Below are 25201 nucleotides of genomic sequence, written 5' to 3'. Positions count from 1 at the left end.
GTGAAAAAAACAGTGACCGGACACCCGTTTCTGCATAAAAAAGCCGGATGACATCACAAAATGCGCATCCGGCCGGATTATCGGTTACAGGGCGGACTTTTCCGCGCTCTTCCCTTTTGGCACTGCCTGTTTAAGCTGCTGTAACAACTGCTTACGGAAATCCATAAGTTTAGGTTTATCTGTTGCAGTCCACGGCAGCGGACGGCACAGTTCCATCGCTTTGATCCCCAGACGGGCGGTCAGCAGTCCGGCTCCCATGCCTTGTGCGGCACGGGCGGATAACCGTGCGGTGATGTCCTGAGAGAGCCAGTCCATCCCCACTTCGCGGATAAGCTCGGATGCCCCTGCGAAGGCAATATTGAGCAGAACCAGTTTAAACAGTCGCAGGCGGCTGTAATATCCCAGCTCAATACCGTAGATAGCCGCCACCTGGTTAATCAGACGGATATTACGCCAGGCAATAAAGGCCATATCCACCAGTGCCAGCGGGCTGACGGCAATCATCAGCGCAGATTCCGCCGCGAAACGGCTGATCACCCGGCGCGCCTGTTCATCCGTCACCGGCTGGACAAGCTGACTGTACAGGGTCACCACTTCGCGGTCATTATGGCTGCTCTGTAACAGGCTCTGCCATTGCTGTAACGCAGGATGGTGTGACGGGATATTGGCCTGTTTCGCCAGTTTTTCACAAAATGCACGTCCGTCACCGATACGGTGGCTTTGCAGTAATTCCTCTGCGGCCTCGCGCTCTGTAGCCCGCTGGCGCAGGCGGTACATGCGCCGCCATTCCGTGATAACAGAGCCGGCGGCGGCAATCAGCACCAGAAAAGTGGCGGCAATCCCGCCAAGGGCGGTCCAGTCATTACCTGTCCACGCATCATTCACCCACTGAATCAGTTGTGCGACGGCGCTGATCCCCAGCAATCCGCCGGCCACAAAGACCAGCTTACGCCACAGGCTGCGCCGGGGTTTCAGTGCCTGAATCAGCAGCGCTTCCGCTTCCCCGTCTGTATCCTGCTCTGCCGTGAATTCCGTGCGTTCAAACTGTATGCTGTCATCGTCCGCAAATTGTTGCGCCGGTTTTATGGTGTCCTGTACCGGCGGCGACAGCGGTGCTTCCTCAAAATCAATACGGGATTTGATAGGCTCGCTCATGACAGTTTATCTCCCAGTAAAAATTCCATCGCACTGTCCATCCTGATATGCGGCAGCGGCGTATCCATCCGCATCGGTAATGGCCTGAAGGACTCAAACTGAAACCCCTGCTGCTGCCAGAAGTCTGCATCCGGCAGCCGTTTCGGTACTTCGCCGGGATAGAAAGTCAGCGGGGTATTATCTGCCAGCCGGGTGCCTTTCAGCGCGGGCATTTTTTCCCCGTTGTGCATCACCATGCCGTATTCCGTGGCCTGTACCGACGCCAGCCCGGTGCAGTCCATTTTAATCCCCTCAAAAGCGGCCTGCTGCCAGGCTGACTGCGTCAGTTGCTGAAGCAGTGCCACGAGATTGGCGTGCTGGTCGGCAGTGACATGATCCGCTTTGCTGGCGGCGAACAGCAGTTTGTCGATACAGGGGGAAAACAGGCGGCGCAATAATGTGCGTTTGCCGTAATGGAAGCTCTGCATCAGCTGGGTCAGCGCCAGACGCATATCCGTAAATGCCTGCGGCCCGCTGTTGAGCGGGGTCAGGCAATCCACCAGCACAATCTGGCGGTCGAAATGCTGGAAATAATGCTTATAGAAACCTTTGACCACATGGTCACAATAGTACTGATAGCGATCGCGCAGCATGCCGAGAACACTGCTTTTTGCCGCTTTGGCCAGCCGGGACGGATCCGGCATCAGGTCGGTAATAAACGGAAAAAACTGTAATCCGGGTGCGCCGGCCATATCCCCCGGCAGCACAAAACGACCGGGCTGGATAAAGTGAAAACCTGCCGCTTTGCAGCGGTGAAGATAATCAGTATAGGCCTGTGCAATCGCTGCCAGCTGCTGTTCATCCGCCGGGGCATCCGGGTCAAGCTGACGGCAGAGCGCCAGCCACGGCTCTGCCCATTCTCCCCGCTCACCTTTGAGCAGGGTTTTCATCTGCTGCGACCAGGTGAGGTAATCCTGTTCCAGCATCGGCAGATCCAGCAGCCACTCCCCCGGATAATCGACGATTTCCAGGTAGAGCGTGGAGGTTTCCTTAAAGTGGCGCAGCAGACTGTCCTGAGTGCGGTAACGCAGTTTCAGGCGGATTTCGCTGACACCGCGTGTCGGTACCGGCCAGTCCGGCGGTGTGCCGTACAGTGAGGCAAGTCCTTCATCATAGGCAAAGCGTGGGACGCCCAGATCCCGCTGCGGGATGCGTTTCACGCCGAGAATGCGGCCGTCACGGGCAGCCGAAAACAGCGGCAGACGCGCACCGCTCTGTACATTCATCAGCTGATTAACAAACGAGGTAATAAACGCGGTCTTGCCGCTGCGGCTCAGTCCGGTAACGGCAAGACGAAGATGACGATCCAGCCCCCGGTTGACGAGGGCACTCAGCTCATTTTGCAGTCGTTTCATAATTCTCCGGTGTAAAACGGCCAATCACTTTTTTCATACCGGCACGGATAACAGGCTCCAGTACCAGTATTGCCGCCCCGCGCAGAGCAGGACGGGTAACCGATTTCAGAATCACCGCGGCAATACCTCCGGGTGCTGCCGCCAGTGCTGCGGTGGTTAACAGCTGCGCCCCGGTTTTTCCGGCACGCAGCAGGGTGTGTTTATCCGGCCACTTCATACTGTTCTCCGCCTGACAGATTACAGGTCACGGAAGCGGCGGTTGAGCGCATACTGTTCTGAGGTCACATAGCGCTCAATGTCGCGGATCCGTTTTTCGGTACGCGCCTGGCTGCGTTCTGTCTGTTCAAGCAGCATGGCCGCATTCACTCCTCCGTCGCGGCCGGGGTAATCACGCGGCACCACCGGCAGGATCATTCCCATCAGAATATAGAGGGTGATAGTCAGCCAGAAAAAGCCGGTAAATGTTGCCACCACCGCGATAATGCGGATCATCCAGGCCGGTACATCAAAATAGTTGGCAATACCGGCACATACGCCCCGGAACATACCTTCATCCGGATAGCGGTACAGTTTGCGTGACTGAAATTCCATTATGATTGCCTCCAGCCCGGATTTTCCGCATCCAGAATCGATTCCAGGGTTTTGATCCGCGCTTCCATCTGCTGAGCATTTTCCGCCAGCGCCGCAAGACGGCGGGTTTCAAATTCACCGGCCCGGCTTCCCCGCTGACTGTTATAGTGCAGCCATAACCAGATCGGCAGCACGAACAACACGAAAATTGTCAGTGGTATACCTAAAAATACAAACGCCATATTTTTGTCCTTAATGGTATTAATTCAGGAAAGCCTGTTACCGACCTTATTCGCCCTTTTCTTCTTTTTCAAGACGTGCTTTGATGGCCGCGATTTGCGCGCTGATCTCATCTTCCGCTTTCAGCTCGGCAAACTGCTGTTCCAGTGATTTTTCTTTCCCCAGACCATAGCTTGCGGCTTCACCTTCCATATGGTCAATCCGCGCCTCAAACTGCTCGAAACGGGCCATTGCCTCATCCATCCGGCCGCTGTCGAGCTGACGGCGCACCGCACGGGATGATTTTGCCGCTTCGTGACGCACCACCATGGATTGCTGGCGGGCACGGGTTTCAGTCAGTTTCTGTTCCAGTTCGTTAATTTCATTTTTCAGCCGGGCGATAGTTTCGTCCAGAATAATCAGCTCATGACGCAGTGTATCGACATGGCCTTCCACGCGCTGTTTTTCCAGCAGTGCGGCGCGGGCCAGATCTTCTTTTCCTTTGACAATCGCCAGTTCCGCTTTTTCCTGCCAGTCACTCACCTGACGCTCACCGCTTTCAATCTGACGTGACAGATTTTTGCGTTCCGCGAGGGTGCGGGCAGAGGTGGAGCGGATTTCCACCAGCATATCTTCCATTTCCTGAATCATCAGGCGGATCATTTTCTGCGGATCTTCCGCTTTATCCAGCAGTGATGCAACGTTGGCGTTAATGATATCGGCAAAACGTGAAAAGATTCCCATGATTGATGTCCTTTTATCAGCAGTTATGTCTTATGACACGTTTGCTATTACAAGATGCGTGCCAACTCCGTGATTTTTTTTACCCGTTTGTTTTTTCTCAGGTTTATTTATTTCCCTTTTGTCATGACTTTTTGTAAAGTGGTGATATTCGCCATTTAGTGGTTAAATTAATCATGAAAAATAATACGGAAACCCTGATCGGTATTGATAATACCTTTCTCGATGCACTGGAAAAAGTGTCGCGGCTGGCAAAAATTGCCCGGCCGGTACTGATTTGCGGAGAACGGGGTACCGGTAAAGAATTATTTGCTCACCGTCTTCATTATCTCTCTCCGCGCTGGGATGAGCCATTTATTGCACTGAATTGTGCGGCACTTAACGATAATTTGCTCGATTCCGAGCTGTTCGGGCATGAATCCGGGGCTTTTACGGGGGCTCAGCGCCGCCATCAGGGCCGCTTTGAGCGGGCGGACGGCGGCACACTGTTTCTTGATGAACTGGGTACCGCGCCGCTGACCGTGCAGGAAAAACTGTTGCGGGTGATTGAATACGGGGAATTTGAGCGGGTCGGCGGACAGCAGACCCTGAAAGCGGATGTACGGATTGTCTGCGCCACCAATGCGGATTTACCGGCGCTGGCGGCAGAGGGAAAATTCCGCCCCGATTTACTCGACCGGCTGGCCTTTGATGTCGTCAATATCCCGCCGCTGCGCGAGCGCCCGCGCGACCTGACCGAACTCGCCGGTCATTTTGCCGTGCAGATGTGTCAGGAGATGGGCACGCCGTTTTTTGCCGGTTTTTCCCCGCACGCCCTGCAACAGATGCAGAACTATCACTGGCCGGGCAATATCCGTGAGCTGAAAAATGTGATTGAGCGATCTTTGTACCGTCAGGGAGATACCACCGAACCGCTGGCAGAATTGGTGATCAACCCGTTTGTCACCGCGCCGGCTCCTTCAGCGGACGCCGCCGCACAGGCTCTGCCGCCGCTGCCGTTCTCCCTGAAGCAGTGGCAGCATACACAGGAGAAGGACGCGCTGGATGCCGCATTACAGCGCGCGCAGTTTAATCAGCGGGAAGCAGCACAATTGCTGAATCTGACCTATCATCAGTTTCGCGGATTACTGAAAAAACATGCCGGCAGCCCGCAACCGGATTAAATGCTTCCGTTTTTGGTTAGTCGCACAAATTGCGATACAATGCCCTGTTCATTTTTAACGGTAACTGATTTATGCGCCATTGGATTATCCGGGCCTGTGCGGTTCTCCTGCCTGTTTCAGGCTTTGCCGCCGCACCCGCCCCGCAGACAGACCAGCCGGTAAAACCGGTCACGGCTCAGGCCGCTCCGCTGCCGCCGGTCCGCGATACCGGTTTTGTCTATTGTGTGAACGGCAACATCAGTACATTTAACCCGCAACTGGCCAGCAGCGGGCTGATTGTCGAGCCGCTGGCGGCACAGATTTACGATCGCCTGCTGGATGTTGACCCTTACACCTATCGCCTGATCCCGGAACTGGCTGCCCGCTGGACAGTGCTGGATAACGGCGCGACCTACCGTTTTTATCTGCGCCGTGATACCGATTTTCAGACTACTGACTGGTTTAAACCGACCCGCAAAATGAATGCGGATGATGTGGTGTTCAGCTTTTCCCGCGTGGTGGATAAACAGAACCCGTATCACTATATCAACGGCGGCCGCTATCCTTATTTTGACAGTCTGCAGTTTGCGTCCAATGTTAAATCCATCCGCAAAATCAATAATTATACCGTTGAATTTAAACTGAATACGCCGGATGCCTCCTTCCTGTGGCATCTGGCAACCCATTACGCGCCGGTTCTGTCCAAAGAGTATGCCGATAACCTGCTGAAAGCCCGTCGTCAGGAACAGCTTGACTGGAAACCGGTCGGCACCGGGCCGTATTATCTGGATGATTACCAGAGCGGCCAGTTTGTCCGTCTGCAGCGCCATGATAATTACCGCAAAGGCAAACCCCGCATGCAGGAAGTGGTGGTTGATCTCGGGGCGGGCGGCACCGGACGGATGTCAAAACTGATCACCGGTGAGTGTGATGTGCTGGCCTATCCCGCCGCCAGCCAGCTACAGGTGCTGCGCGATGACCCGCGCCTGAGCCTGATGCTGCGCCCGGGAATGAATATCGCGTATCTGGCGTTTAATACCAGCAAACCGCCGTTTAATAATCCGCAGGCGCGCCGTGCGATTGCTTTCGCAATTAATAATGAGCGCCTGATGAAATCCATCTATTACGGCACGGCGGAAACTGCTGCGTCTATTCTGCCGCGCGTCTCCTGGGCGTATGATAACCAGACCAGGGTGACGGAATATAATCCCGAAAAAGCCAAAGCAATGCTCAATGAGCTGGGACTGAGCGGTATGACGCTGAATCTCTGGGTACCGACCGCCTCGCAGTCTTACAACCCCAGCCCGCTGAAAATGGCCGAGCTGATTCAGGCGGATCTGGCCCGTGTCGGGATAAAAATGAATATCCGCCCGGTTGAGGGGCGTTTTCAGGAAAACAGCCTGATGGATCGCAGCCACGATATTACCCTTGCAGGCTGGTCAACCGACAGTAATGACCCGGACAGTTTTTTCCGTCCGCTGCTCAGCTGTGCGGCTATCGGTTCGCAAACCAACCTCAGCCACTGGTGTTCCCCGGAATTTGATGATGTGATCCACCAGGCGCTGCTTGAGCAGCAACTGAGCAGCCGGATTGAGTATTATCACAAAGCACAGCAGATTCTGGCACAGGATCTGCCGGTACTGCCGCTGGCCTACTCACTGCGGTTACAGGCATTCCGCTATGATATTAAAGGGCTGGTACTGAGCGCATTCGGTAATACCTCTTTTGCCGGTGTCTACCGTGATACCGGGGATGACCCGGAGCCGGAGGCTGAACCATGATTATTTTTATTCTGCGCCGTCTGCTGCTGGTGCTGATCACGCTCTGTTTTCTGTCGGTGCTCAGTTTCAGCCTGAGTTACTTCCCGGCAAATGCACCGCTGAGCGGCGCTTCTCTGACGGATGCGGTACTGTTCTACTATAAGAGTCTGTTTTCATGGGACTTCGGCAGTTCCGTGATTAACGGTGAGCCGGTCAGCCAGCAATTGTGGGCAGCACTGCCCGCCACCCTGGAGCTGTGCGGCCTGGCGTTTCTGCTGGCGCTGGTGGTCGGTATTCCCGCCGGGATTATTGCCGGGGTCTGGCGTAATAAAATGGCGGATATCGCCATCAGCACCTTTGCGCTGGTCGGGTTTTCGATTCCCGTATTCGGGCTGGCACTGCTGCTTACCCTGTTCTTCTCTCTGCGGCTGGACTGGCTGCCGGTCTCCGGACGCATTGACCTGCTGTATGATTTAACACCGGTTACCGGATTTGCGGTGATTGATGCCTGGCTGTCGGATTCACCATACCGTCAGGCGATGATCCTCAATGTGCTGTCTCACATGGTGCTGCCGGTGATCACGCTGTCCATTGCGCCGATGACGGAAGTTATCCGCCTGATGCGCACCAGTACCGAAGAGATTATCAGCCAGAACTATATTAAAGCCGCCGCTATCCGTGGTTTATCCCGGCTGACCATTATCCGCCGTCATGTGCTGCACAATGCGCTGCCGCCGGTGATCCCGAAACTCGGGTTACAGTTTTCCACCATGCTGACGCTGGCGATGGTCACAGAAGTGGTCTTTAACTGGCCGGGAATCGGCCGCTGGCTGATCACCGCAATCCGCCAGCAGGACTTTGCCGCGATTTCCGCCGGTGTCATGCTGGTCGGCACTATGGTGATGATTATCAATATGCTGTCGGATATTCTGGGTGCCGTCAGCAGCCCGCTGAAACATAAGGAATGGTATGCCTTCAGATAATTTCTACCGTGAAGACCGGATGCCGTCACCGGGGCGGGTTATCTGGCAGCATTTCACCGCAGATATTCCGGCTATGATCGGTTTTTACGGCGTGCTGTTTCTGATTGCACTGGCGATCGGCGGTACCTGGATAGCCCCTTATGCGCTCGACCAGCAATTTGCCGGTCATCAGTTACTGCCGCCTTCCTGGTCTCATTACGGGAATGTCGCCTTCTTCCTCGGTACGGACGATCTCGGCCGTGATATTTTCAGCCGTCTGATCCTCGGTACACAATCCACCTTCGGCGGTGCACTGCTGGTGACCGTCATTGCCGCCGTCGCCGGGATTATCATCGGCTGTCTGGCAGGGATGACCACCGGTCTGCGCTCAGCCATTTTTAACCATATGTTTGATACCCTGCTGGCGCTGCCCTCTCTGCTGCTGGCGATTATTGTGGTGGCCTTTTTTGGCGCCAGTCTCAGCCACGCCATGATTGCCGTGGCACTGGCACTGCTGCCGCGTATTGTGCGGATGATTTATATCGCAGTACATGATGAGCTTGATAAGGAATACGTGATTGCCGCCCGGCTCGACGGTGCGTCCAACCTCAATATTCTGATCCATACTGTGCTGCCGAATATCAGTGCCGTGACTGTCACCGAACTGACACGCGCCCTGTCCATTGCTATCCTCGATATTGCCGCACTCGGTTTTCTCGAGCTGGGGGCACAACTGCCGTCCCCGGAATGGGGAGCGATGCTCGGGGATTCTCTGGAACTGATTTATGTGGCGCCCTGGACCGTACTTCTGCCGGGAACCGCCATCCTTATCAGTGTTCTGCTGGTGAATCTGCTCGGTACCGGGTTACAGCGTGCTATTAATGCGGGGGTTGAATAATGCCGTTACTGGATATCCGCAATTTAACCATTGAATTTATGACTGCCGCAGGGCCGGTCAAAGCCGTTGACCGCGTGACATTATCCCTGACCGAAGGGGAGTTCCGCGGCCTGGCCGGGGAATCCGGTTCCGGTAAAAGTCTGATCGCCAAAGCGATTGCCGGTATCACCAAAGATAATCTGCGCGTAACGGCAGACCGCTTCCGGTTTAATGATATCGATCTGCTGAAACTCACACCCCGCCAGCGCCGCCGGGTGATCGGCCACAATGTGTCGATGATTTTCCAGGAGCCGCAATCCTGTCTGGATCCGTCAGAAAATATCGGTAAACAGCTGATTCAGTCCATCCCCGGCTGGACATACAAAGGCCGCTGGTGGCAACGCTTTAACTGGCGTAAGCGCCGGGCGATTGAGCTGCTGCACCGTGTCGGTATTAAGGATCACAAAGATGTGATGAGCAGTTACCCCTATGAGCTGACCGAAGGGGAATGCCAGAAGGTGATGATTGCCATTGCGCTGGCCAATCAGCCGCGCCTGCTGATCGCCGATGAGCCGACCAACGCCATGGAGCCCGATACTCAGGCGCAGATTTTCCGCCTGCTGACCCGGCTGAACCAAAACAACAATATGACCATCCTGCTGATCAGCCACGATTTGCAGTTAATGAGCCAACTGGTGGATCGCATTAATGTGCTCTACTGCGGCCAGACCGTGGAGAGTGCCGAACCGGATGACCTTCTGCTCAAACCCCATCACCCGTATACTCAGGCACTGATGCGGGCTATCCCTGATTTTGAAAAGGCACTGGCACACAAATGCCGCCTGAATACCCTGCCGGGCGCGATTCCGTCACTGGAGCATCTGCCGGTCGGCTGCCGCCTGGGGCCGCGCTGTCCGTATGCCCAGAAAGTATGTATTGACGCGCCGCGTCTGCGGACAGTCAAAAACCGTAGTTTTGCCTGCCACTTCCCGCTGAATATGGAGGATGTGTAATGCCCGGTCCGCTGCTGGAAGTCAAAAACCTGAGCAAAACCTTCCGTTACCGGGATGGTTTTTTCCGCCGTCATCAGCTTGAGGCGGTCAAACCGGTCAGTTTTACACTGCAACCCGGCCAGACACTCGCCATTACCGGCGCAAACGGCTCCGGCAAATCCACCCTCGCGCGGATGTTATCCGGGATGATCGAACCGAGCGGCGGGGAAATCCTGATCGACAAGCACAAACTGACGTTCGGTGATTACAGCTATCGCAGCCAGCGCATCCGCATGATATTCCAGGATTCAGCTACCTCGCTTAATCCGCGCCAGCGCACCGGACAAATCCTTGAGCTGCCACTGATGCTCAATACCGATCTGGATGCCGCCGGGCGCCGTCTGCGCATTAATGCAACACTGCGTCAGGTAGGTTTGCTGCCGGATCACGCGGATTACTATCCGCACATGCTGGCTTCCGGACAAAAACAGCGCGTTGCCCTCGCCCGTGCCCTGATTCTGCAGCCGGAAGTGATTGTGGCGGATGAAGCGCTCGCCTCTCTGGATATGTCATTACGTTCACAGATCATAAATCTGATCCTTGAACTCCAGGAAACGCAAAAAATTGCCTATATTTATGTCACACAGCATCTGGGCATGGCAAAACATGTCAGCGACCAGATACTGGTGATGCACAACGGTGAAGTTGTCGAGCGCGGTAATACTGCCGAGGTACTGGCATCCCCGCTGCACGATGTCACACGCCGCCTTATCACCAGCCACTTTGGTGAAGCACTGTCCGCCGAAGCCTGGCGCCAGGATGTGGATTAACTGCCGGTATTCTGATAATTCAGGCCGGTTACATCTCAATTTCCGGTAACCTGTTAACATCAGCCGGATTTTTACTAAACGTGTCACCTGCCGGGTTGCGGCGCAGAAGGTGACAGAGAAAACACAAGGAAACTGCTATGGGTTTTATGACCGGTAAACACATCCTGATCACAGGGGTTGCAAGCAAATTATCGATTGCTTACGGTATTGCCAAAGCAATGCGTGACCAGGGGGCGGAACTTGCATTCACCTACCAGAATGACAAGCTGAAACCCCGTGTTGAAGAGTTCGCTCAGTCTCTGGGTTCCTCCATCGTTCTGCCTTGCGATGTGGCAGAAGATGAAAGTATTGAAAATCTGTTCACGGAATTAGCCAAAGTCTGGCCGAAATTTGACGGTTTTGTTCACTCTATCGGCTTTGCCCCGGCTGACCAACTGGACGGCGACTATGTGGATGCGGTAAACCGTGAAGGCTTCCGTATTGCTCACGACATCAGCGCGTACAGTTTTGTGGCGATGGCAAAAGCCTGCCGCAGTATGCTGAACCCGAATTCCGCCCTGCTGACCCTCTCTTACCTGGGCGCGGAGCGCGCTATCCCGAACTACAATACCATGGGTCTTGCTAAAGCCTCTCTCGAAGCGAACGTCCGTTATATGGCGAACGCGATGGGGAAAGAAACCATCCGTGTTAATGCGGTTTCTGCCGGTCCTATCCGTACACTGGCAGCATCCGGTATTAAAGATTTCCGCAAAATGCTGTCGCACTGTGAAGCAGTCACCCCGCTGCGCCGTACAGTTACCACAGAAGATGTGGGTAACGCGGCAGCGTTCCTCTGCTCTGATCTGGCCGGCGGTATTACCGGTGAAATCCTGCATGTTGACGGCGGTTTCAGTATCGCGGCAATGAATGAGCTGGAACTGAAATAAGGCAACCGGCCTCTGCATGGCAGAGGCTGTGTTTTCTGCACGTTCGGTGTCACAGCGGATAGCAGGCAAAACGAAAAGTCGCTGTGAATACACTCCCTGTACGCTCAGGCTCGCCATCCATGGCTCGCATGCTTTTCGTTCCTTTGCCTGTTATCCGCTGACGTTATGCGGCATTGATGTTATTTGTCTTTAAAATCACATCTTTTCCGCTAACAGTTTCTCCGTCAGCCGCTGCGCATAAAGCGCCTCTTCGCCGCTGACCAGCGGTTGTGTCTGATTGGCAACAGATTCGATAAAATGCCGCACCGCACCGTCAAACCCGCGCTGAACCAGTACCGGATCCCACGCTTTCGGATGCTGTTCCTGTATCCCGGCGGCAGTTTCACTGCGCCAGTGATTCATATCCGTCACCTGATAACAGCCGTCACGTCCGGTCACACTGACCTGCTCCCGCTGACTCGCCGCACAGCGGTGCATGGAGGCTGTCAGCCAGATGCCGTTATCTGTCTGTAAATGGTGTTCCGCATACAGCAGCTGATTTTCCTCATTCACCTGCATATGGCCGCTTTTCAGTGCCGCATTACCATCCCGTCCCAGCCAGAGCAGAGTATCCGCGATATGCAGATAATCATCGGTCACCGTGAAAGCCACATCATGCGGCCCGACGCTGTTGCTGCGGTGTTTATCCATACGGATCGATGCCGCTTTTCCGGCAATCTGTTCTCTGAGCTGCAGATAAAACGGTGAAAAGCGACGGTTGAACCCGACCATCAGTGCCCGCTGTTTTTTCTCCGCCAGGCTGACGAGTGCCTCTGATTGTTCATACGATGCTGCCAGCGGTTTATCAACATACACATGACATCCCGCATTCAGTAATTCGCTGACCACCTGAAAATGGCTCTCTGTACTGCTGTGAACAAACACGGCATCACATTGTTCTGCCAGCTCATGGAGTGACGGAAACAGAGGAAAGCGGTACGCATCACAGACCTGACGTGCCTTTTCCTGATTCGGCGAGAACCCGCCGGACAGCACCCAGTTATCCGTTCTGGTCAGAACCGGTAAATACGCTTTTTGTGCTATCCCGCCCAGTCCGGCGATCCCGATACGGATTTTATTCATGTGTGCTTTACCTTTTAGTGTTTTGTAACAATGAATTACAAAGTCTTCCCATAAATTGAATCTGTGGCGATTATATGGAAAGATGGCGTTAACCGACAAATAATTCGCATTCTGAATACATCCCGCCCGCGAATACCGGTCTATACTTCATCACTACTGCCATGTCCGTTCTTTTGTTTTAACTGAGGAGCATACCATGCAATTGTTCTATACCCCGGGAAGTTGTGCACTGTCACCCCATATCATTTTGCGTGAAACCGGCCTGGATTTTTCCCTGGTCCGTGTCGATCTGAAAGCAAAAAAAACCGAAAACGGTGATGATTACCTGAAAATTAATCCGAAAGGACAAGTCCCCGCACTGAGTATCAGTGACAACCAGCTGCTGACCGAAGGTGTGGCGATTGTGCAGTATCTTGCTGATCAGAAACCGGATCGCAAGCTTATTGCCCCGGCGGGAACGATGGAACGTTATCATCAGATTGAATGGCTTAACTATATTGCCAGCGAAGTGCATAAAAGCTACGGCCCGCTGTTCTCTCCGGAAACCCCGGAAGATTACCGGCCAATTGCACTGCGCAATCTGATGAATAAGTTTGCCTATGTGGACGGCGTGCTGGCGAAAAGCCCGTATATTACCGGCAACAGTTTTACCGTAGCGGATGCTTATCTGTTTACTGTCTGCGGCTGGGCTCCGCATCTGAAGATTTCACTTGAGCCGTATCCGCATTTACAGGCGTATCTGGCGAAAATTGCCCATCGTCCGCATGTGCAGGATGCGATGGAAGCGGAAGGTCTGATTTAATCTTTCTGATACGCAGAAACAAAAAAACGCCGGATTATCTGTCCGGCGTTTTCTTTATGCTGATGCGATGTTCAGACCGGTTCAGTCGATCTGTTCAGCGCAGAATTTGTGTGTCGGAAGCACCATTTCATCCTGAGCCGCAACCAGTTGCAGTTCGTACTCATTCATGGTTTTGGTTTTCAGCATTACTTCATACACAGCAGCAGCTACATGTTCCAGTGCTTTCGGCAGTTCTTCGCCTTTCAGCAGATTCACCAGCATCAGACCACTGGTTAAATCGCCCACACCCACCGGCTGACGTTCACCGAAGTCCACCAGCGGACGGCTGACATGCCAGGCGTGCTCAGCAGTGACCAGAATCATTTCGAAGCGGTCAGCACGGTAACCAGCGCGGGACAGGTGTTTGACCAGTACCAGACGCGGCCCTTTTTTGCACAGTTCACGGGCAGCGGCAACGGCTTCATCCACATTATGAATGGTTTGTCCGCTCAGGGTTTCCAGTTCCAGCAGGTTCGGGGCGATCATATCGCTGACTGCCAGTGCTTCCTGACACAGGAAATCCGCCACTCCCGGCGCCACGATACAGCCTTTTTCCGGGTGTCCCATGACCGGGTCACAGAAATACCATGCCTGCGGATTGCGGGTTTTGACTTTTTTCACCACATCCAGGATACGCTTGCCCTGCTCTGCCGAGCCGAGGTAGCCGCTGAGCACCGCATCACAGCGGGTCAGCTGATCGATTTTATCAATGCCGTCCACAATCTCCGTGATGTGCTCTGCGCTCATCACGCAGCCGGTCCAGCCTTGTGCATACTGTGTGTGATTAGAAAACTGGACGGTATTCAGCGGCCAGACATTAACGCCCATGCGGCGCATCGGGAATTCAGCCGCACTGTTACCGGCGTGACCATACACAACATGGGACTGGATAGAGAGAATATTTTTCATTGATACAACCTGATTTTTTATTATTACTGCGCATATCATATTCTGTGAAGCAGAAAAGATCTTGCTGACAGATCAAAAAGGGCAACTTTCGTTGCCCTTGTTTACCGTAAACTATTATTTCCAGCAGATCAGACAGTAATGTTTTTTGCCCCGGCGCAGCAGTGTGTAACGCCCGAACAGCTTGTCGCTGTCAGTGAAGCGGTATTCCGCATCAGACTGTTTTTCGCCGTTGAGAGACACCGCATTGGAGCCGATCATGGTACGGGCCTGACCGCGTGACGGAACCAGTTCCGCAACCACCAGCGCCTGCTGTAAATCCGCATCGCTGTCCAGTTCGATATGCGGCATACCATCCTGCGCCAGCTGCGCGAAGTCATCTTCAGTCAGGCTTGATACATCGCCGTTGAACAGGCTGTCAGTGATACGACGGGCAGCCGTCAGCCCAGCTTCGCCGTGAACCAGTTTTGTCACCTGCTCTGCCAGAACGTACTGGGCACGCGGTGCTTTGCCGCTGGCTTTGTCTTCCGCTTCCAGTGCATCGATATCTTCGAGGCTCATAAAGGTGAAGAATTTAAGGAAACGATAGACGTCCGCATCCGCAGTGTTGATCCAGAACTGGTAGAATTTGTACGGACTGGTTTTCTTCGGATCCAGCCATACCGCGCCGCCTTCAGTTTTACCGAATTTGGTACCGTCAGATTTGGTGATCAGCGGAACGGTCAGACCCCAGGCCTGCTGCTGGTTCAGACGACGGGTTAAATCGATACCGGAGGTGATGTTACCCCACTGGTCAGAACCGCCGATCTGCAGCTCAACGCCGTGATCTTTATTCAGACGGGCGAAGTCATAACCCTGCAACAGGTTGTAAGAGAATTCGGTGAACGAAATACCAACATCATCGCGGTTCAGGCGCTGCTTAACCGCTTCCTTGTTGATCATCTGGTTCACAGAGAAGTGTTTACCGATATCACGCAGGAAGGTCAGCACATCCATCGAGCCGAACCAGTCATAGTTGTTTGCCGCGATAGCACTGTTCGTACCGCAGTCAAAATCGAGGAACGGGGAAACCTGCTGACGGATTTTATCCACCCAGCCGTGAACCGTATCCTGTGTATTCAGTTTGCGTTCCGTTGCTTTAAAGCTCGGGTCGCCAATCAGCCCCGTGGCCCCACCGACCAGTGCCACCGGACGGTGCCCGGCTAACTGGAAACGCTTTAAGCACAGCAACGGAACCAGGTGGCCCAAATGCAAGCTGTCAGCGGTCGGATCGAAACCGCAATAGAGGGAGATCGGGCCCTGCGCCAGTCTCTCTGCTAACGCTTTTTCATCCGTAACCTGGGCAATGAGGCCCCGCTCTTGCAGTTGTTTTATCAGGTTCGTACCAGACATCAATGACTCCGTCAGTTCTGTTTTGTCTATGCAAAAATAGTGGATTGGAAATATGAAGGCTATAGCATAAAGCGGCACTCCGTGAAGTGCCAGCAATTAAAATGATTTTACTGAAGAAATTCTGACAACAGCCGGTTACGGCGCGAGGCGGTCAATATCCCAGCCGTCTGCGGTACGGGTGTACAGGAAGCGGTCATGCAGACGGTGTTCACCGCCCTGCCAGAACTCAACAGAACTGAATTTAATCCGGAAACCGCCCCAGAAGCTCGGCAGCGGAACATCACCCTGCTTAAATTTCTGTTTCAGCTCAAGAAATTTGCCTTCCAGAATACCGCGTGCGGAAATCCGTGAGGATTGCTGAGATGCCCATGCGGCAATCTGGCTGTCTTTCGGCCGGCTGTGGAAATATTTTACTACTTCCAGTGTGGATAAGCGCTCCACCTCGCCGAGGAAACAGACTTGTCTGTCCAGGCTGTACCACGGGAAATGCACACTGATTTTCGGATTTTTTGCCAGATGCTGCGCCTTGCGGCTGCCCATATTGGTGTAGAAAATCAGCCCGTCCTTATCAAAGTGTTTGAGCAGCACAATACGCTGATACGGCTGGCCGGTTTCATCCACGGTCGCCACACACATCGCAGTCGGGTCGGTCAGTTTTGCCTCACACGCCTGTTTAAGCCAGCGTTCGAACATTTCCAGCGGGTCGTCGCTGAGATCACGGCGGCGCAACCCCCCTTTGGTGTATTCACGTCGCAGATCCGCAACGTCAGTAAACTCATCTGACATGCCTTTTATCCTCTTATCTTATCTTTTTAATAACTGAAACTGTGTTGTCTTTTGTTACGGCAGCCGGCGGATAACAGGATATACCGCACCCAATACGGTTTCCCGGTCTGCGCCGGTGACAGACGGCAGATTACCGGGTTCACCGGCCAGTGTCCGCGCCGCCAGCCAGGCAAATGCCAGAGCTTCCATATCATCGCCGCTCAGGCCGTATTTATCAGTCGGGCTCACTTCAGTGCCCGGCAACTGTGCGGATAACTGCGCCATAATCTGCGGATTGCGCGCACCACCGCCGCATACCAGCAGGCGCTCACAGCCGCCGCACAGCGTAACCTGCTCACTGATACTGACAGTGGTCAGCGCCAGCAGGGTTGCCTGCACATCCTCCGGTTTCAGGCCGGGGAAATTGTCCAGCTGTGTGGTCAGCCACTGCATATTGAAATATTCACGCCCGGTACTTTTCGGTGCCGGACGGCGGAAATAGGGATCACTCAGCATCTGTGTCAGTAAGTCCTGATTAACGTGCCCGCTTTTCGCCCATTCACCGTCTTTATCATACGGCGCAGCGCGGTGCCGCCATGTCCAGCTGTCCATCAGCATATTACCCGGACCGGTGTCATAGCCTCTGACCTCCGCCCCCGGGATCAGTGTGGTGATATTGGCGATCCCGCCGATATTCAGGATAATCCGTTTTTCATCCGCCACACCGAGCACCGCCTGATGAAAGGCAGGTACCAGCGGCGCGCCCTGCCCGCCGTAAGCCATATCACGGCGGCGGAAATCCCCGACAGTCATGATATTGGTCAGCGCGGCAACACGGTTATTATCCCCGAGCTGCATGGTAAAAGGTGTTTCGCTGTCCGGCTCATGCCAGACGGTCTGTCCGTGACAGCCGATGCCGGCAATATCCTGCGGATTCAGCCGGGTTTGTGCCAGCAGCCCGCCGACAGCGTCAGCAAACAGTGTGCCCAGTTCATAATCCAGACGGCCGATTTCTGACAGTGTCGTCTGCTGTCCCTGACATACCGCCAGTATGCGCTTTTTCAGCGCGTGCGGAAACGGATGCGAATACGCCGCCTGCTGCGCCACCACTGAATCATTAATCGCAGCCAGAACAACATCCACCCCGTCAAGGCTGGTTCCTGACATCACGCCGATATAACGTCCCGAACGCATAACCTGTTCCTTTTAATCAATAACCGTCTGATAAAAATATAGTATTCATATTCCGTGTGACTACTATAATCAGGGCGCTCCGCAGATTCACCCCTTTTCGTACCGTGACCCCACTTAATCCTCATTCTGATGCACGCTTCACATTTGTGAAATAAGAGGATTTACCTTGCCGCCGGAACGTTTCGCTTTAAGCTGTTCCTAATGAAGATGAAAATAAAACGTTTTTAATGCTAAATTATTCTGCGATAATAGATAAGATATTACACTACAGATAATGAACACATCTGAATCTGTGAATACAATAATCAGGAGTTAAGTATGTATAAGCGTTTTCTCGTCGGTGTATTTGCCGTCGTGGCCCTTTCCGGTTGTGTGAATATGGACACACTGAGTGGTGACACTTATAGTGCAGACCAGGCGAAACGTGTTCAGACCGTTACCTATGGTACAGTGATGAGCGCCCGTCCGGTAACTATCCAGGGCGGCAGTGACGAAAATATCCTCGGTGCGGCCGGTGGTGCAATTCTGGGTGGTATTTTAGGCAGCACTGTCGGCGGCGGCACCGGTCAGACCCTGGCTACCGCAGCAGGTGCAATTGCTGGTGGTGTTGCAGGCCAGAACGTTCAGGCAGCAATGAACAACACTTCCGGTGTTGAGCTGGAACTGAAACAGGATAACGGCGAAATCATTGTTGTTGTACAGAAACAAGGTAAAACCCCGTTCTCCGTCGGTCAGCGTGTCCGTATCGCGAAATCCGGTTCAACCTATACCGTATCTCCGCGTTAATTTTCACGGTTTACCGGCAAAAGGCGAAACAACTGTTTCGCCTTTTTTATTACCTGCCGTCAGTTACGGTTGTGCAACTGTACGATATTATTGTCCAGTTTTCTGACAATCTCCGCCAGCGTATATAATTCATCCTGCGTGATCCCGCCCAGAATTTCACGCCGTGTTTTTTCAATTACCGCGTCCACCTCACGAATAAAAGGTTCTGATTCCTCCGTCAGTTTAATCCGTTTCGCTCTGCGGTCATTAATACAGATATGTCGTGTGATTAACCGCTTTTCTTCCAGCTGATCCAGCGTGCGGACCAGCGACGGCTGTTCAATACCAATCGCTTTTGCCAGCTGAATCTGAGACTGATCCGGCGGCAGCAGGCTGATATTGTAGAGTGTAATCCAGTGTGTCTGTGTGAGTTTCAGTGGTTTGAGCCGGTGGTCAATCAGTGATCGCCAAATCCGCACTAACCTCGCTAAGTCTGATCCCAATGTTAACTCCACAAATTTCTCCTTATGTGAATACGGTACGGACGCATATACACGCCATCATGTCTTTCAATCACCCGAAAAAAGAAGCGCAGCGCTGCGGTGTTTATTAACAGCGGACGCAATATTGCTGTGTGACAAAAACAGTTCATGCTTATGTCATAGTCAATTTAATAGGCACGAAATAATTAGCTTTTTATACAAATTTAATTGATTAAGCTGATGAACTTGTTTCACATTAAGAATAGCGATCATCACTGAACGGATCTATATTTTTTTACATAACCACCATTTTATTTTTAACAAAAAATAATTGATATATGATATTTTCAATATTAAACAGTGAGTTAATGAAACATCATCGCCATGATGGATAAGGCGGTAATTTTATATTTAATTTATATAATTTCATTCTTGATTATAAATAAAGATGAACTTAAAAATATTATTTATCTGCAACATAAATCCTTTGTGCTAAATAACATCCATACATTAATTCATGTCTAATATATAGATTTATAATTATTTATTTAAAATAAATCCAGCTGTCCGGATGGCGCTTCCGGTGGTGAGTCCCCTTTTGCGGCTCTGTAACGACGCTGACGGCACAGCCGAATCACATTTTCTTTTTGTGCGTTACTCAGTGACAGCCACTGAAAACGCTCATCACGGCTCCGGTAGCATCCCCGGCAGTAGCCTTTTTCATTCAGCTGACATATCCCCACACAAGGTGAAGGGATATCAAAAAAGTGAAGTTGTTCTGCCATCGGCTGATGTCCTTTTGTCTGATGCCCTGCCGGACAGGTAATGGTTATCCTGTAACCATCAGCATCCTGATAATTTGAATTGTAGTCAATTATCACGTTATAGTGTGAGCCATTACTGATAAATAACTGAAAGCACTCTGAGAGGTTACTTTATGCGTGTACTCCATACCATGCTCCGCGTGGGTGATATGCAACGTTCTGTCGATTTTTACACCAAGGTTCTCGGAATGCGTTTACTGCGCACCAGTGAAAACCCGGAATATAAATATTCTCTCGCTTTCGTGGGTTACAGTGACGAAAGTGAAGGCTCTGTTATCGAACTGACGTATAACTGGGGCACGGATTCCTATGAGATGGGAACGGCATTCGGCCATATCGCACTCGGTGTGGATGATGTCGCGGCAACCTGTGATGCTATCCGCAAGGCGGGCGGGAATGTGACCCGTGAAGCCGGTCCGGTTAAGGGCGGTACCACTATTATCGCGTTTGTGGAAGACCCGGACGGCTATAAGATTGAATTAATTGAAAATAAAAGTGCCGGGGCTGCTCTCGGTAACTGAGTGACTCCGTAAGAAGGATCAGAACGATCCTTCTTTTCCGGCTCAGCCCTTTCTCCCTCCGGCAAGCCGCGCTAGAATAGTGCGTTTTGTTTGTTTAATTAAGAGTCCCATGTCTGAAAATCAAAATCACAATACTCTGAGCGCACGTTTCCGCGGCTATTATCCTGTCGTTATTGATGTTGAAACCGGCGGTTTTAATGCCAGAACGGACGGGATGCTGGAAATTGCCGCCATTACCGTCAAAATGGATAACAACGGCTGGCTGATGCCGGATCAGCGGCTTGAATTTAATGTGCAGCCTTTTGAGGGTGCAAACCTTGATCCCGCCGCTCTGGCATTTACCGGTATTAATCCGGCCGACCCGGAGCGTAATGCGGTAACAGAATATGAAGCACTGCATGCCATTTTCAAAATGGTCCGCAAAGGCATGAAAGATGCGGATTGCAAGCGGGCGATTATCGTGGCGCACAATGCAAATTTTGATCACAGCTTTGTGATGGCAGCGGCAGAACGCTGCGGACTGAAACGCAATCCGTTTCATCCGTTTGCCACCTTTGATACCGCCGCATTAAGCGGACTGTCTCTGGGCCAGACCATTCTGGCAAAAGCCTGTATCACCGCAGGTATCCCGTTCGACAGCAAAAAAGCCCACGGTGCGGCTTATGATACCGACCGTACCTCCCTGCTCTTTTGTGACATCGTCAACCGCTGGAAGAAACTGGGCGGCTGGCCGCCGGCGGCAGACAGTAATCAGTGAGAAAACGCCACCGTCAGGGTGGCGTTTTTCGCTATATTGTCATTAATGCGGGCAATATATCCGCTGATTAAAGTTTCATCAGTTCCGGAAGGATTTTCCCGCGGATTTCGGATATCACCTGACCAACACTTTCACGGAATATCGCTTCAAATCCCGGTCTGGCAAGATACTCTTTTGCTTTGCCCAAATCAGCGATACTGCCAAGCTGAGAGAATTCCTCCTGAGCCACTTCCTTTCTCAGCAGATTTCCCGATTCTTCACGGATACCTTCAGAACCCGGTTCATATATTTTCCCGTTTATGGAGCTGAGCTGGGTAATAACCCCCCTCAGCGGACCACCAGAGATACTTACCAGCATGTCCGGTTGCAGAGGTTCGTTATTCTCAAGTTTACCTGCCAGTATATCCAGATGCTTTGGCAGACATTCTTTTGCTGACTCAAGTAAAATCTGAGAAAACAACGGAATCTGCACAGGCGGGGGCGGCGTTTCCGCTCGTATTTCCGTTTTTTCGCAACAGAAAGAGATATTTTTTATCCGGTCACCTAACTGATGCAGTGAGTTATTCACTTTCCCTTTTGCTGACATAAAAAAATCTGCCACGCTGTTGCAAATGCCGCTGAATCGCTCAGCCAGCCCGGGGACTCTTGCTGCCGTATCTTCAGTCAGTGTACCAAGCGCAGGTCCCGGCCCGCTGTATGAAATATACCCGGTTAAAATAACATTTTGTCCTGCTGATGTTGGCTGCATTTTTTTTCCTTTCTGTGTAATTAACGCCCCCACTCTAGAAAATAACAGCCCGGACAACTTTCATTTCACCGCCATCAGAAAAGCAAAAGCCCCGCAGCGGTGACACTGCAGGGCTTTTCTAAACAGTACGGGACGTGATTATTCTTCGTTTTCAGTCCGGTATTTTGCTGCGGTTTCTTTAATCAGTGGCTGTAATTCACCGCGCTGGAACATTTCCATAATGATATCACAGCCGCCGACCAGCTCACCGTCAACCCACAGTTGCGGGAACGTCGGCCAGTTAGCGTATTTTGGTAATTCAGCACGGATATCCGGATTCTGCAGAATATCCACATAAGCAAAACGCTCTTCACAGGCAGCCAGCGCCTGCACAGCCTGCGCGGAAAAACCGCAGCTCGGCAGCTTCGGAGAGCCCTTCATATACAGCAGAATCGGGTTTTCTTTAATCTGGCGTTCGATTTTTTCAATAGTCGTCGTCATGTAAAACGTCCTTCACTTCAGATCGGTTAGTACCGGTGTTAACTTACCCGCAGAATACCACTTTTCACTGCAAAGCGATATTGGTTTTAACATACTGTTAAAATCGGGCAGAGAGATCAATCCGGTGTATTTTCAGCTGAAAACACCCCCGGTCAAAACCGATCATTACATCTGTTAGTTACGGTATTTTCCTCTGATAAACAAGACCTCCGTCATTTTTTATCTTACGCAATGATGCCATAATCCGCACTTTATATCCTGTTAACAATCTGATGAGCTGAAAATGACCTTTGAGTGGTGGTTTGCCTATCTGATGACATCCGTAATTGTCAGTCTGTCTCCCGGCGCAGGTGCCATTAACAGCATGACGACGTCCGTCAATCACGGCTACCGGGGCGCGATTGCGGCCATTGCCGGGTTGCAGACCGGCCTGATGATGCTGATTATCCTGGTCGGTGTCGGGCTGGGGACATTGTTGTCACAATCGGTTCTTGCTTTTGAAATACTGAAATGGGCAGGAGCGGCCTATCTTATCTGGCTGGGGATCCGCCAGTGGCGGGCAGCGGGAACTATTGAGCTGAGTGCACAGGCGGCAACGCTGTCACGCAAAAAGCTGTATCAGAATGGCGTACTGGTGAATATCTCGAACCCCAAAAGCATTGTTTTTCTCGCGGCGCTGTTTCCGCAGTTTATTATGCCGCACCAGCCCCAACTGATGCAGTATCTGATTCTGGGCGTCACCACCGTTGCCGCTGATATTATTGTCATGACAGGGTATGCCGTACTGGCACGGCAAATCGCGGTGTTTATCAAGAGCCCGGCACAGACCCGCGCCATGAATAAAGTGTTCGGATCATTATTTATGCTGGTCGGCGCCCTGCTGGCCTTTACCCGTCCGGCATGAGATAAACATATATAAATAACGCCCCGCATCATTATGGGGCGTTATAACTATAAAGCTAATATCTTAATCAAAAACATTATTAATAATTGATGTGACAATTGCGGTACTCACCGCAATAAGTACTAAATCGTTACCGGCGATACGCCATTCATATCCCGGATAATGTGGTAATTGCTCAAGCATAGAGGCAGGAACCGCTTTCTTTGCAATACCCGGCGGCAGTGGTTTCCCTCTGGCCAGATTTTTGGCTATTCCCGGCGGCAACGCACTGTATCCGGTCAATCCGCTTCCCAGTGCAATTCTCCGCGCATCTCCGTAAGTCAGTGTCAGCGATATCCCGTTGCCGGAATCCGCAAACTCCCTGCTCTCTTTTCCGTTGCCTTTATGTCCTTGTTTTTTGGACTGTCCGTGAGGATTGCCATGCCCTTTGCCGTTTCCCGGGTCAGCATAAGATGAAAGCGGCACCGCTAAAAGTCCGGTGATAACCAATACAGCATTGCATACCTGTGTAAATCTGCGCATAACACAACCTCTGCGTATTAATACTAATGGTAAGCGTTGATCATTCCGCAAAATTACGCAATAGGATAACCGGACAACATGATTCGCCACTGTACTGAAAATTGGTTATCATCCCCTTCCGCTTTTTACCCGGATAACCCGATGTCTGACATTACCGATACCTTTATCGCCCCGCCGTGCCCGGAGCAGATTGACATTCTTTATCAGGATGAGCACCTGCTGCTGATTAACAAACCTGCAGGGCTGCTCAGTCTGTCGGGAAAGAATCCGCAGAATCTGGATTCCGTGCATTACCGGCTGGTACAGCTGTTTCCCGGCTGCACACTGGTACACCGGCTGGATTTCGGCACATCCGGGCTGCTGCTGGTAGCCCGTAACAAAGCCATTAATGCCGCGCTTTGCCGTCAGTTCAGTGAACGGACTGTGGAGAAAGGCTACAGTGCCCTGCTGTGCGGGCATCTGAATGAGAATGAAGGAATAATTGATGCGGCGATTACCAAAGATCCGGCGTTGTTTCCGCGCATGACGATATGTGCTGTCCGGGGGAAACCGGCCCGTTCACATTATCAGGTGACTGAGCGCTTTTATTATGAAACTGAGGACGGGCTCTCTCTGCCGGTCACCAGGGTGGCACTGACACCGGAAACCGGCCGCACGCATCAGCTCCGCATTCATTGTCAGTATCTGGGCCATCCGATTTTAGGGTGTGATCTCTATGGCGGGAAACTATTGCCGGGCACCGGAAATATTCCGCGGCTGATGCTGCACGCCGGGGAACTGGATTTTGTGCATCCGGTCAGCGGCGAACCGGTTAATGCCCGCAGTCCCTGTCCGTTCTGAACAGGGAAGCAGGCAGATGCGGATCACCACATCAAATCATCCGGGATTTTAAAATCAGCATACGGATCGTCTTCATCCGCTTCGTCCTGCGCCAGCGCATTATTTAACACAATGCTTTCCGCATCACGCTGTGTGATTTTATCTGCAACAACCGCCGGGATAATGGCATATTCACTCACACTGCTGTTTTCCGTGCTTAACCGGGCTATCGCCAGACGGCCGCTGATCAGCTGAGACTGTGTGGTTTTGTCCACGGCAATGCTTTTAATCACGTTGTTGTCAGTGAAATTAAAATCAATGCTGCCTTTTGAAATAATGATCCGGTTCATTTCAATCAGCTGCTTCACCTGAGCTTTATATTCTCTGGATAAAACAGCCTGTTTTTGCTGCTCACTCAGCTGTTTATCACGCTCAAGCTGCGCTTTTTTATTCTCTTCCACCGCTTCTCTGGCCTCACGGGCCTGAACGCGTGATTTTTTTGCTGTTCTGCGGACTTTATCCATTTTTTTGCTGGTCACCAGTCCGGCTTTCAGCATCTGCTCTTGTAATGTGAGTTTTGTCATTGTCTTT

At 52.1% G+C, this 25201-nt stretch carries 30 protein-coding genes; 13 read left to right on the top strand and 17 right to left on the bottom strand.

Annotation, left to right across the window (positions count from 1 at the left end; all coding sequences use genetic code 11):
* Positions 1-84: 84 nt before the first annotated feature.
* From JL661_RS08085 to pspA, 6 genes are read right to left on the bottom strand one after another with little or no spacing between them, the layout of a single operon-like run.
* A complete protein-coding gene (locus JL661_RS08085) occupies positions 85-1155 on the bottom strand; it encodes a YcjF family protein (protein ID WP_004235507.1) in 1071 nt (356 codons plus the stop codon).
* A complete protein-coding gene (locus JL661_RS08080; RefSeq protein ID WP_004235506.1) occupies positions 1152-2549 on the bottom strand; it encodes a YcjX family GTP-binding protein in 1398 nt (465 codons plus the stop codon). Before JL661_RS08080 ends, JL661_RS08085 begins: the two co-directional genes overlap by 4 nt.
* On the bottom strand, positions 2530-2766 hold the full coding sequence (locus tag JL661_RS08075; RefSeq protein ID WP_004235505.1) for a phage shock protein PspD: 237 nt from the start codon (positions 2764-2766) through the stop codon (positions 2530-2532). Before JL661_RS08075 ends, JL661_RS08080 begins: the two co-directional genes overlap by 20 nt.
* Positions 2767-2786: 20 nt before the next feature.
* The gene (gene pspC / locus JL661_RS08070; protein ID WP_004235504.1) at positions 2787-3140 is read right to left on the bottom strand and encodes an envelope stress response membrane protein PspC; all 354 of its coding nucleotides are present in this window, start codon (positions 3138-3140) and stop codon (positions 2787-2789) included.
* A complete protein-coding gene (gene pspB, locus JL661_RS08065; protein WP_004235503.1) occupies positions 3140-3361 on the bottom strand; it encodes an envelope stress response membrane protein PspB in 222 nt (73 codons plus the stop codon). The genes pspC and pspB overlap by 1 nt, the downstream gene beginning before the upstream one ends.
* A 46-nt stretch (positions 3362-3407) precedes the next feature.
* Positions 3408-4082 (bottom strand): phage shock protein PspA, encoded by a 675-nt coding sequence (gene pspA, locus JL661_RS08060; RefSeq protein ID WP_004235502.1) that lies wholly within the window; start codon positions 4080-4082, stop codon positions 3408-3410.
* Positions 4083-4255: 173 nt separating this feature from the next.
* On the opposite strand from pspA, the gene pspF reads away from it, so the two are divergent.
* The 7 genes from pspF (at position 4256) to fabI (ending at position 11568) form a co-directional block, all read left to right on the top strand.
* Entirely contained in the window at positions 4256-5242 is a 987-nt protein-coding gene (pspF, locus tag JL661_RS08055; RefSeq protein WP_046024635.1) for a phage shock protein operon transcriptional activator, read from the top strand.
* 71 nt (positions 5243-5313) lie between these two features.
* Positions 5314-7002 carry an ABC transporter substrate-binding protein SapA gene (gene sapA, locus JL661_RS08050; protein WP_004235500.1) on the top strand — a complete coding sequence of 563 codons (1689 nt, stop codon included), beginning with the start codon at positions 5314-5316 and terminating at the stop codon, positions 7000-7002.
* Positions 6999-7964 carry a putrescine export ABC transporter permease SapB gene (gene sapB, locus JL661_RS08045; RefSeq protein WP_004235499.1) on the top strand — a complete coding sequence of 322 codons (966 nt, stop codon included), beginning with the start codon at positions 6999-7001 and terminating at the stop codon, positions 7962-7964. Before sapA ends, sapB begins: the two co-directional genes overlap by 4 nt.
* The gene (sapC, locus tag JL661_RS08040; protein WP_004235498.1) at positions 7951-8841 is read left to right on the top strand and encodes a putrescine export ABC transporter permease SapC; all 891 of its coding nucleotides are present in this window, start codon (positions 7951-7953) and stop codon (positions 8839-8841) included. Before sapB ends, sapC begins: the two co-directional genes overlap by 14 nt.
* Positions 8841-9833: a putrescine export ABC transporter ATP-binding protein SapD gene (gene sapD / locus JL661_RS08035; RefSeq protein WP_004235497.1), complete on the top strand. Its 993-nt coding sequence runs from the start codon at positions 8841-8843 to the stop codon at positions 9831-9833. Before sapC ends, sapD begins: the two co-directional genes overlap by 1 nt.
* Positions 9833-10642, top strand: coding sequence for a putrescine export ABC transporter ATP-binding protein SapF (gene sapF / locus JL661_RS08030; protein WP_004235496.1), 810 nt, complete (start codon positions 9833-9835; stop codon positions 10640-10642). The genes sapD and sapF overlap by 1 nt, the downstream gene beginning before the upstream one ends.
* A 137-nt stretch (positions 10643-10779) precedes the next feature.
* The gene (gene fabI, locus JL661_RS08025; protein WP_062771535.1) at positions 10780-11568 is read left to right on the top strand and encodes an enoyl-ACP reductase FabI; all 789 of its coding nucleotides are present in this window, start codon (positions 10780-10782) and stop codon (positions 11566-11568) included.
* Positions 11569-11763: 195 nt separating this feature from the next.
* Here fabI and JL661_RS08020 read toward each other — a convergent pair whose 3' ends face one another.
* Positions 11764-12690 carry a Gfo/Idh/MocA family protein gene (locus JL661_RS08020; protein ID WP_049246743.1) on the bottom strand — a complete coding sequence of 309 codons (927 nt, stop codon included), beginning with the start codon at positions 12688-12690 and terminating at the stop codon, positions 11764-11766.
* 196 nt (positions 12691-12886) lie between these two features.
* Here JL661_RS08020 and gstA point away from each other — a divergent pair, with 196 nt between their 5' ends.
* Positions 12887-13492, top strand: a complete 606-nt coding sequence (gene gstA / locus JL661_RS08015) for a glutathione transferase GstA (protein ID WP_049246745.1) — start codon at positions 12887-12889, stop codon at positions 13490-13492.
* 81 nt (positions 13493-13573) lie between these two features.
* Here the strand turns inward: gstA and pdxY are convergent, their stop codons facing one another.
* The 4 genes from pdxY to anmK all read right to left on the bottom strand — a co-directional run bounded on the left by pdxY (position 13574) and on the right by anmK (position 17788).
* Positions 13574-14440: a pyridoxal kinase PdxY gene (pdxY, locus tag JL661_RS08010; protein WP_004235490.1), complete on the bottom strand. Its 867-nt coding sequence runs from the start codon at positions 14438-14440 to the stop codon at positions 13574-13576.
* Between the two features lie 114 nt (positions 14441-14554).
* The gene (gene tyrS / locus JL661_RS08005) at positions 14555-15829 is read right to left on the bottom strand and encodes a tyrosine--tRNA ligase (protein ID WP_032098097.1); all 1275 of its coding nucleotides are present in this window, start codon (positions 15827-15829) and stop codon (positions 14555-14557) included.
* Positions 15830-15964: 135 nt separating this feature from the next.
* Complete coding sequence (gene pdxH / locus JL661_RS08000) at positions 15965-16615, bottom strand: pyridoxamine 5'-phosphate oxidase (protein WP_004235487.1); 651 nt, start codon at positions 16613-16615, stop codon at positions 15965-15967.
* Between the two features lie 54 nt (positions 16616-16669).
* The gene (gene anmK, locus JL661_RS07995; RefSeq protein ID WP_032098096.1) at positions 16670-17788 is read right to left on the bottom strand and encodes an anhydro-N-acetylmuramic acid kinase; all 1119 of its coding nucleotides are present in this window, start codon (positions 17786-17788) and stop codon (positions 16670-16672) included.
* A 318-nt stretch (positions 17789-18106) separates the two neighbouring features.
* Here anmK and JL661_RS07990 point away from each other — a divergent pair, with 318 nt between their 5' ends.
* Positions 18107-18574 carry an outer membrane lipoprotein gene (locus JL661_RS07990; protein ID WP_004235484.1) on the top strand — a complete coding sequence of 156 codons (468 nt, stop codon included), beginning with the start codon at positions 18107-18109 and terminating at the stop codon, positions 18572-18574.
* A 59-nt stretch (positions 18575-18633) separates the two neighbouring features.
* On the opposite strand, the gene slyA is transcribed toward JL661_RS07990, so the two are convergent.
* Complete coding sequence (slyA, locus tag JL661_RS07985; protein WP_015422751.1) at positions 18634-19068, bottom strand: transcriptional regulator SlyA; 435 nt, start codon at positions 19066-19068, stop codon at positions 18634-18636.
* A 515-nt stretch (positions 19069-19583) separates the two neighbouring features.
* Positions 19584-19820 carry a DUF1289 domain-containing protein gene (locus JL661_RS07980; protein ID WP_032098095.1) on the bottom strand — a complete coding sequence of 79 codons (237 nt, stop codon included), beginning with the start codon at positions 19818-19820 and terminating at the stop codon, positions 19584-19586.
* 152 nt (positions 19821-19972) lie between these two features.
* On the opposite strand from JL661_RS07980, the gene gloA reads away from it, so the two are divergent.
* Together gloA and rnt are read left to right on the top strand one after the other, a co-directional pair.
* Positions 19973-20380, top strand: coding sequence for a lactoylglutathione lyase (gloA, locus tag JL661_RS07975; protein WP_004235481.1), 408 nt, complete (start codon positions 19973-19975; stop codon positions 20378-20380).
* Positions 20381-20489: 109 nt separating this feature from the next.
* Positions 20490-21137: a ribonuclease T gene (gene rnt, locus JL661_RS07970; protein WP_004235480.1), complete on the top strand. Its 648-nt coding sequence runs from the start codon at positions 20490-20492 to the stop codon at positions 21135-21137.
* 67 nt (positions 21138-21204) lie between these two features.
* Here rnt and JL661_RS07965 read toward each other — a convergent pair whose 3' ends face one another.
* Together JL661_RS07965 and JL661_RS07960 are read right to left on the bottom strand one after the other, a co-directional pair.
* Positions 21205-21885, bottom strand: a complete 681-nt coding sequence (locus JL661_RS07965) for a hypothetical protein (RefSeq protein WP_062771533.1) — start codon at positions 21883-21885, stop codon at positions 21205-21207.
* Between the two features lie 138 nt (positions 21886-22023).
* Positions 22024-22365, bottom strand: a complete 342-nt coding sequence (locus JL661_RS07960) for a Grx4 family monothiol glutaredoxin (RefSeq protein ID WP_004235478.1) — start codon at positions 22363-22365, stop codon at positions 22024-22026.
* Positions 22366-22648: 283 nt separating this feature from the next.
* On the opposite strand from JL661_RS07960, the gene rhtB reads away from it, so the two are divergent.
* Positions 22649-23269 carry a homoserine/homoserine lactone efflux protein gene (gene rhtB / locus JL661_RS07955; RefSeq protein ID WP_036414975.1) on the top strand — a complete coding sequence of 207 codons (621 nt, stop codon included), beginning with the start codon at positions 22649-22651 and terminating at the stop codon, positions 23267-23269.
* Between the two features lie 63 nt (positions 23270-23332).
* Here rhtB and JL661_RS07950 read toward each other — a convergent pair whose 3' ends face one another.
* Complete coding sequence (locus tag JL661_RS07950; RefSeq protein WP_004239106.1) at positions 23333-23791, bottom strand: anti-virulence regulator CigR family protein; 459 nt, start codon at positions 23789-23791, stop codon at positions 23333-23335.
* A 141-nt stretch (positions 23792-23932) separates the two neighbouring features.
* Here JL661_RS07950 and JL661_RS07945 point away from each other — a divergent pair, with 141 nt between their 5' ends.
* On the top strand, positions 23933-24631 hold the full coding sequence (locus JL661_RS07945) for an RluA family pseudouridine synthase (RefSeq protein ID WP_032098093.1): 699 nt from the start codon (positions 23933-23935) through the stop codon (positions 24629-24631).
* Between the two features lie 23 nt (positions 24632-24654).
* Here JL661_RS07945 and JL661_RS07940 read toward each other — a convergent pair whose 3' ends face one another.
* Positions 24655-25194: a DUF2058 domain-containing protein gene (locus tag JL661_RS07940; protein WP_004235472.1), complete on the bottom strand. Its 540-nt coding sequence runs from the start codon at positions 25192-25194 to the stop codon at positions 24655-24657.
* Positions 25195-25201: the final 7 nt, after the last annotated feature.

This window comes from Morganella morganii (genome assembly GCF_019243775.1).
GTDB classification, from domain to species: Bacteria; Pseudomonadota; Gammaproteobacteria; order Enterobacterales; family Enterobacteriaceae; genus Morganella; species Morganella morganii.
This window is presented reverse-complemented; position numbering and strand designations above follow the sequence as displayed.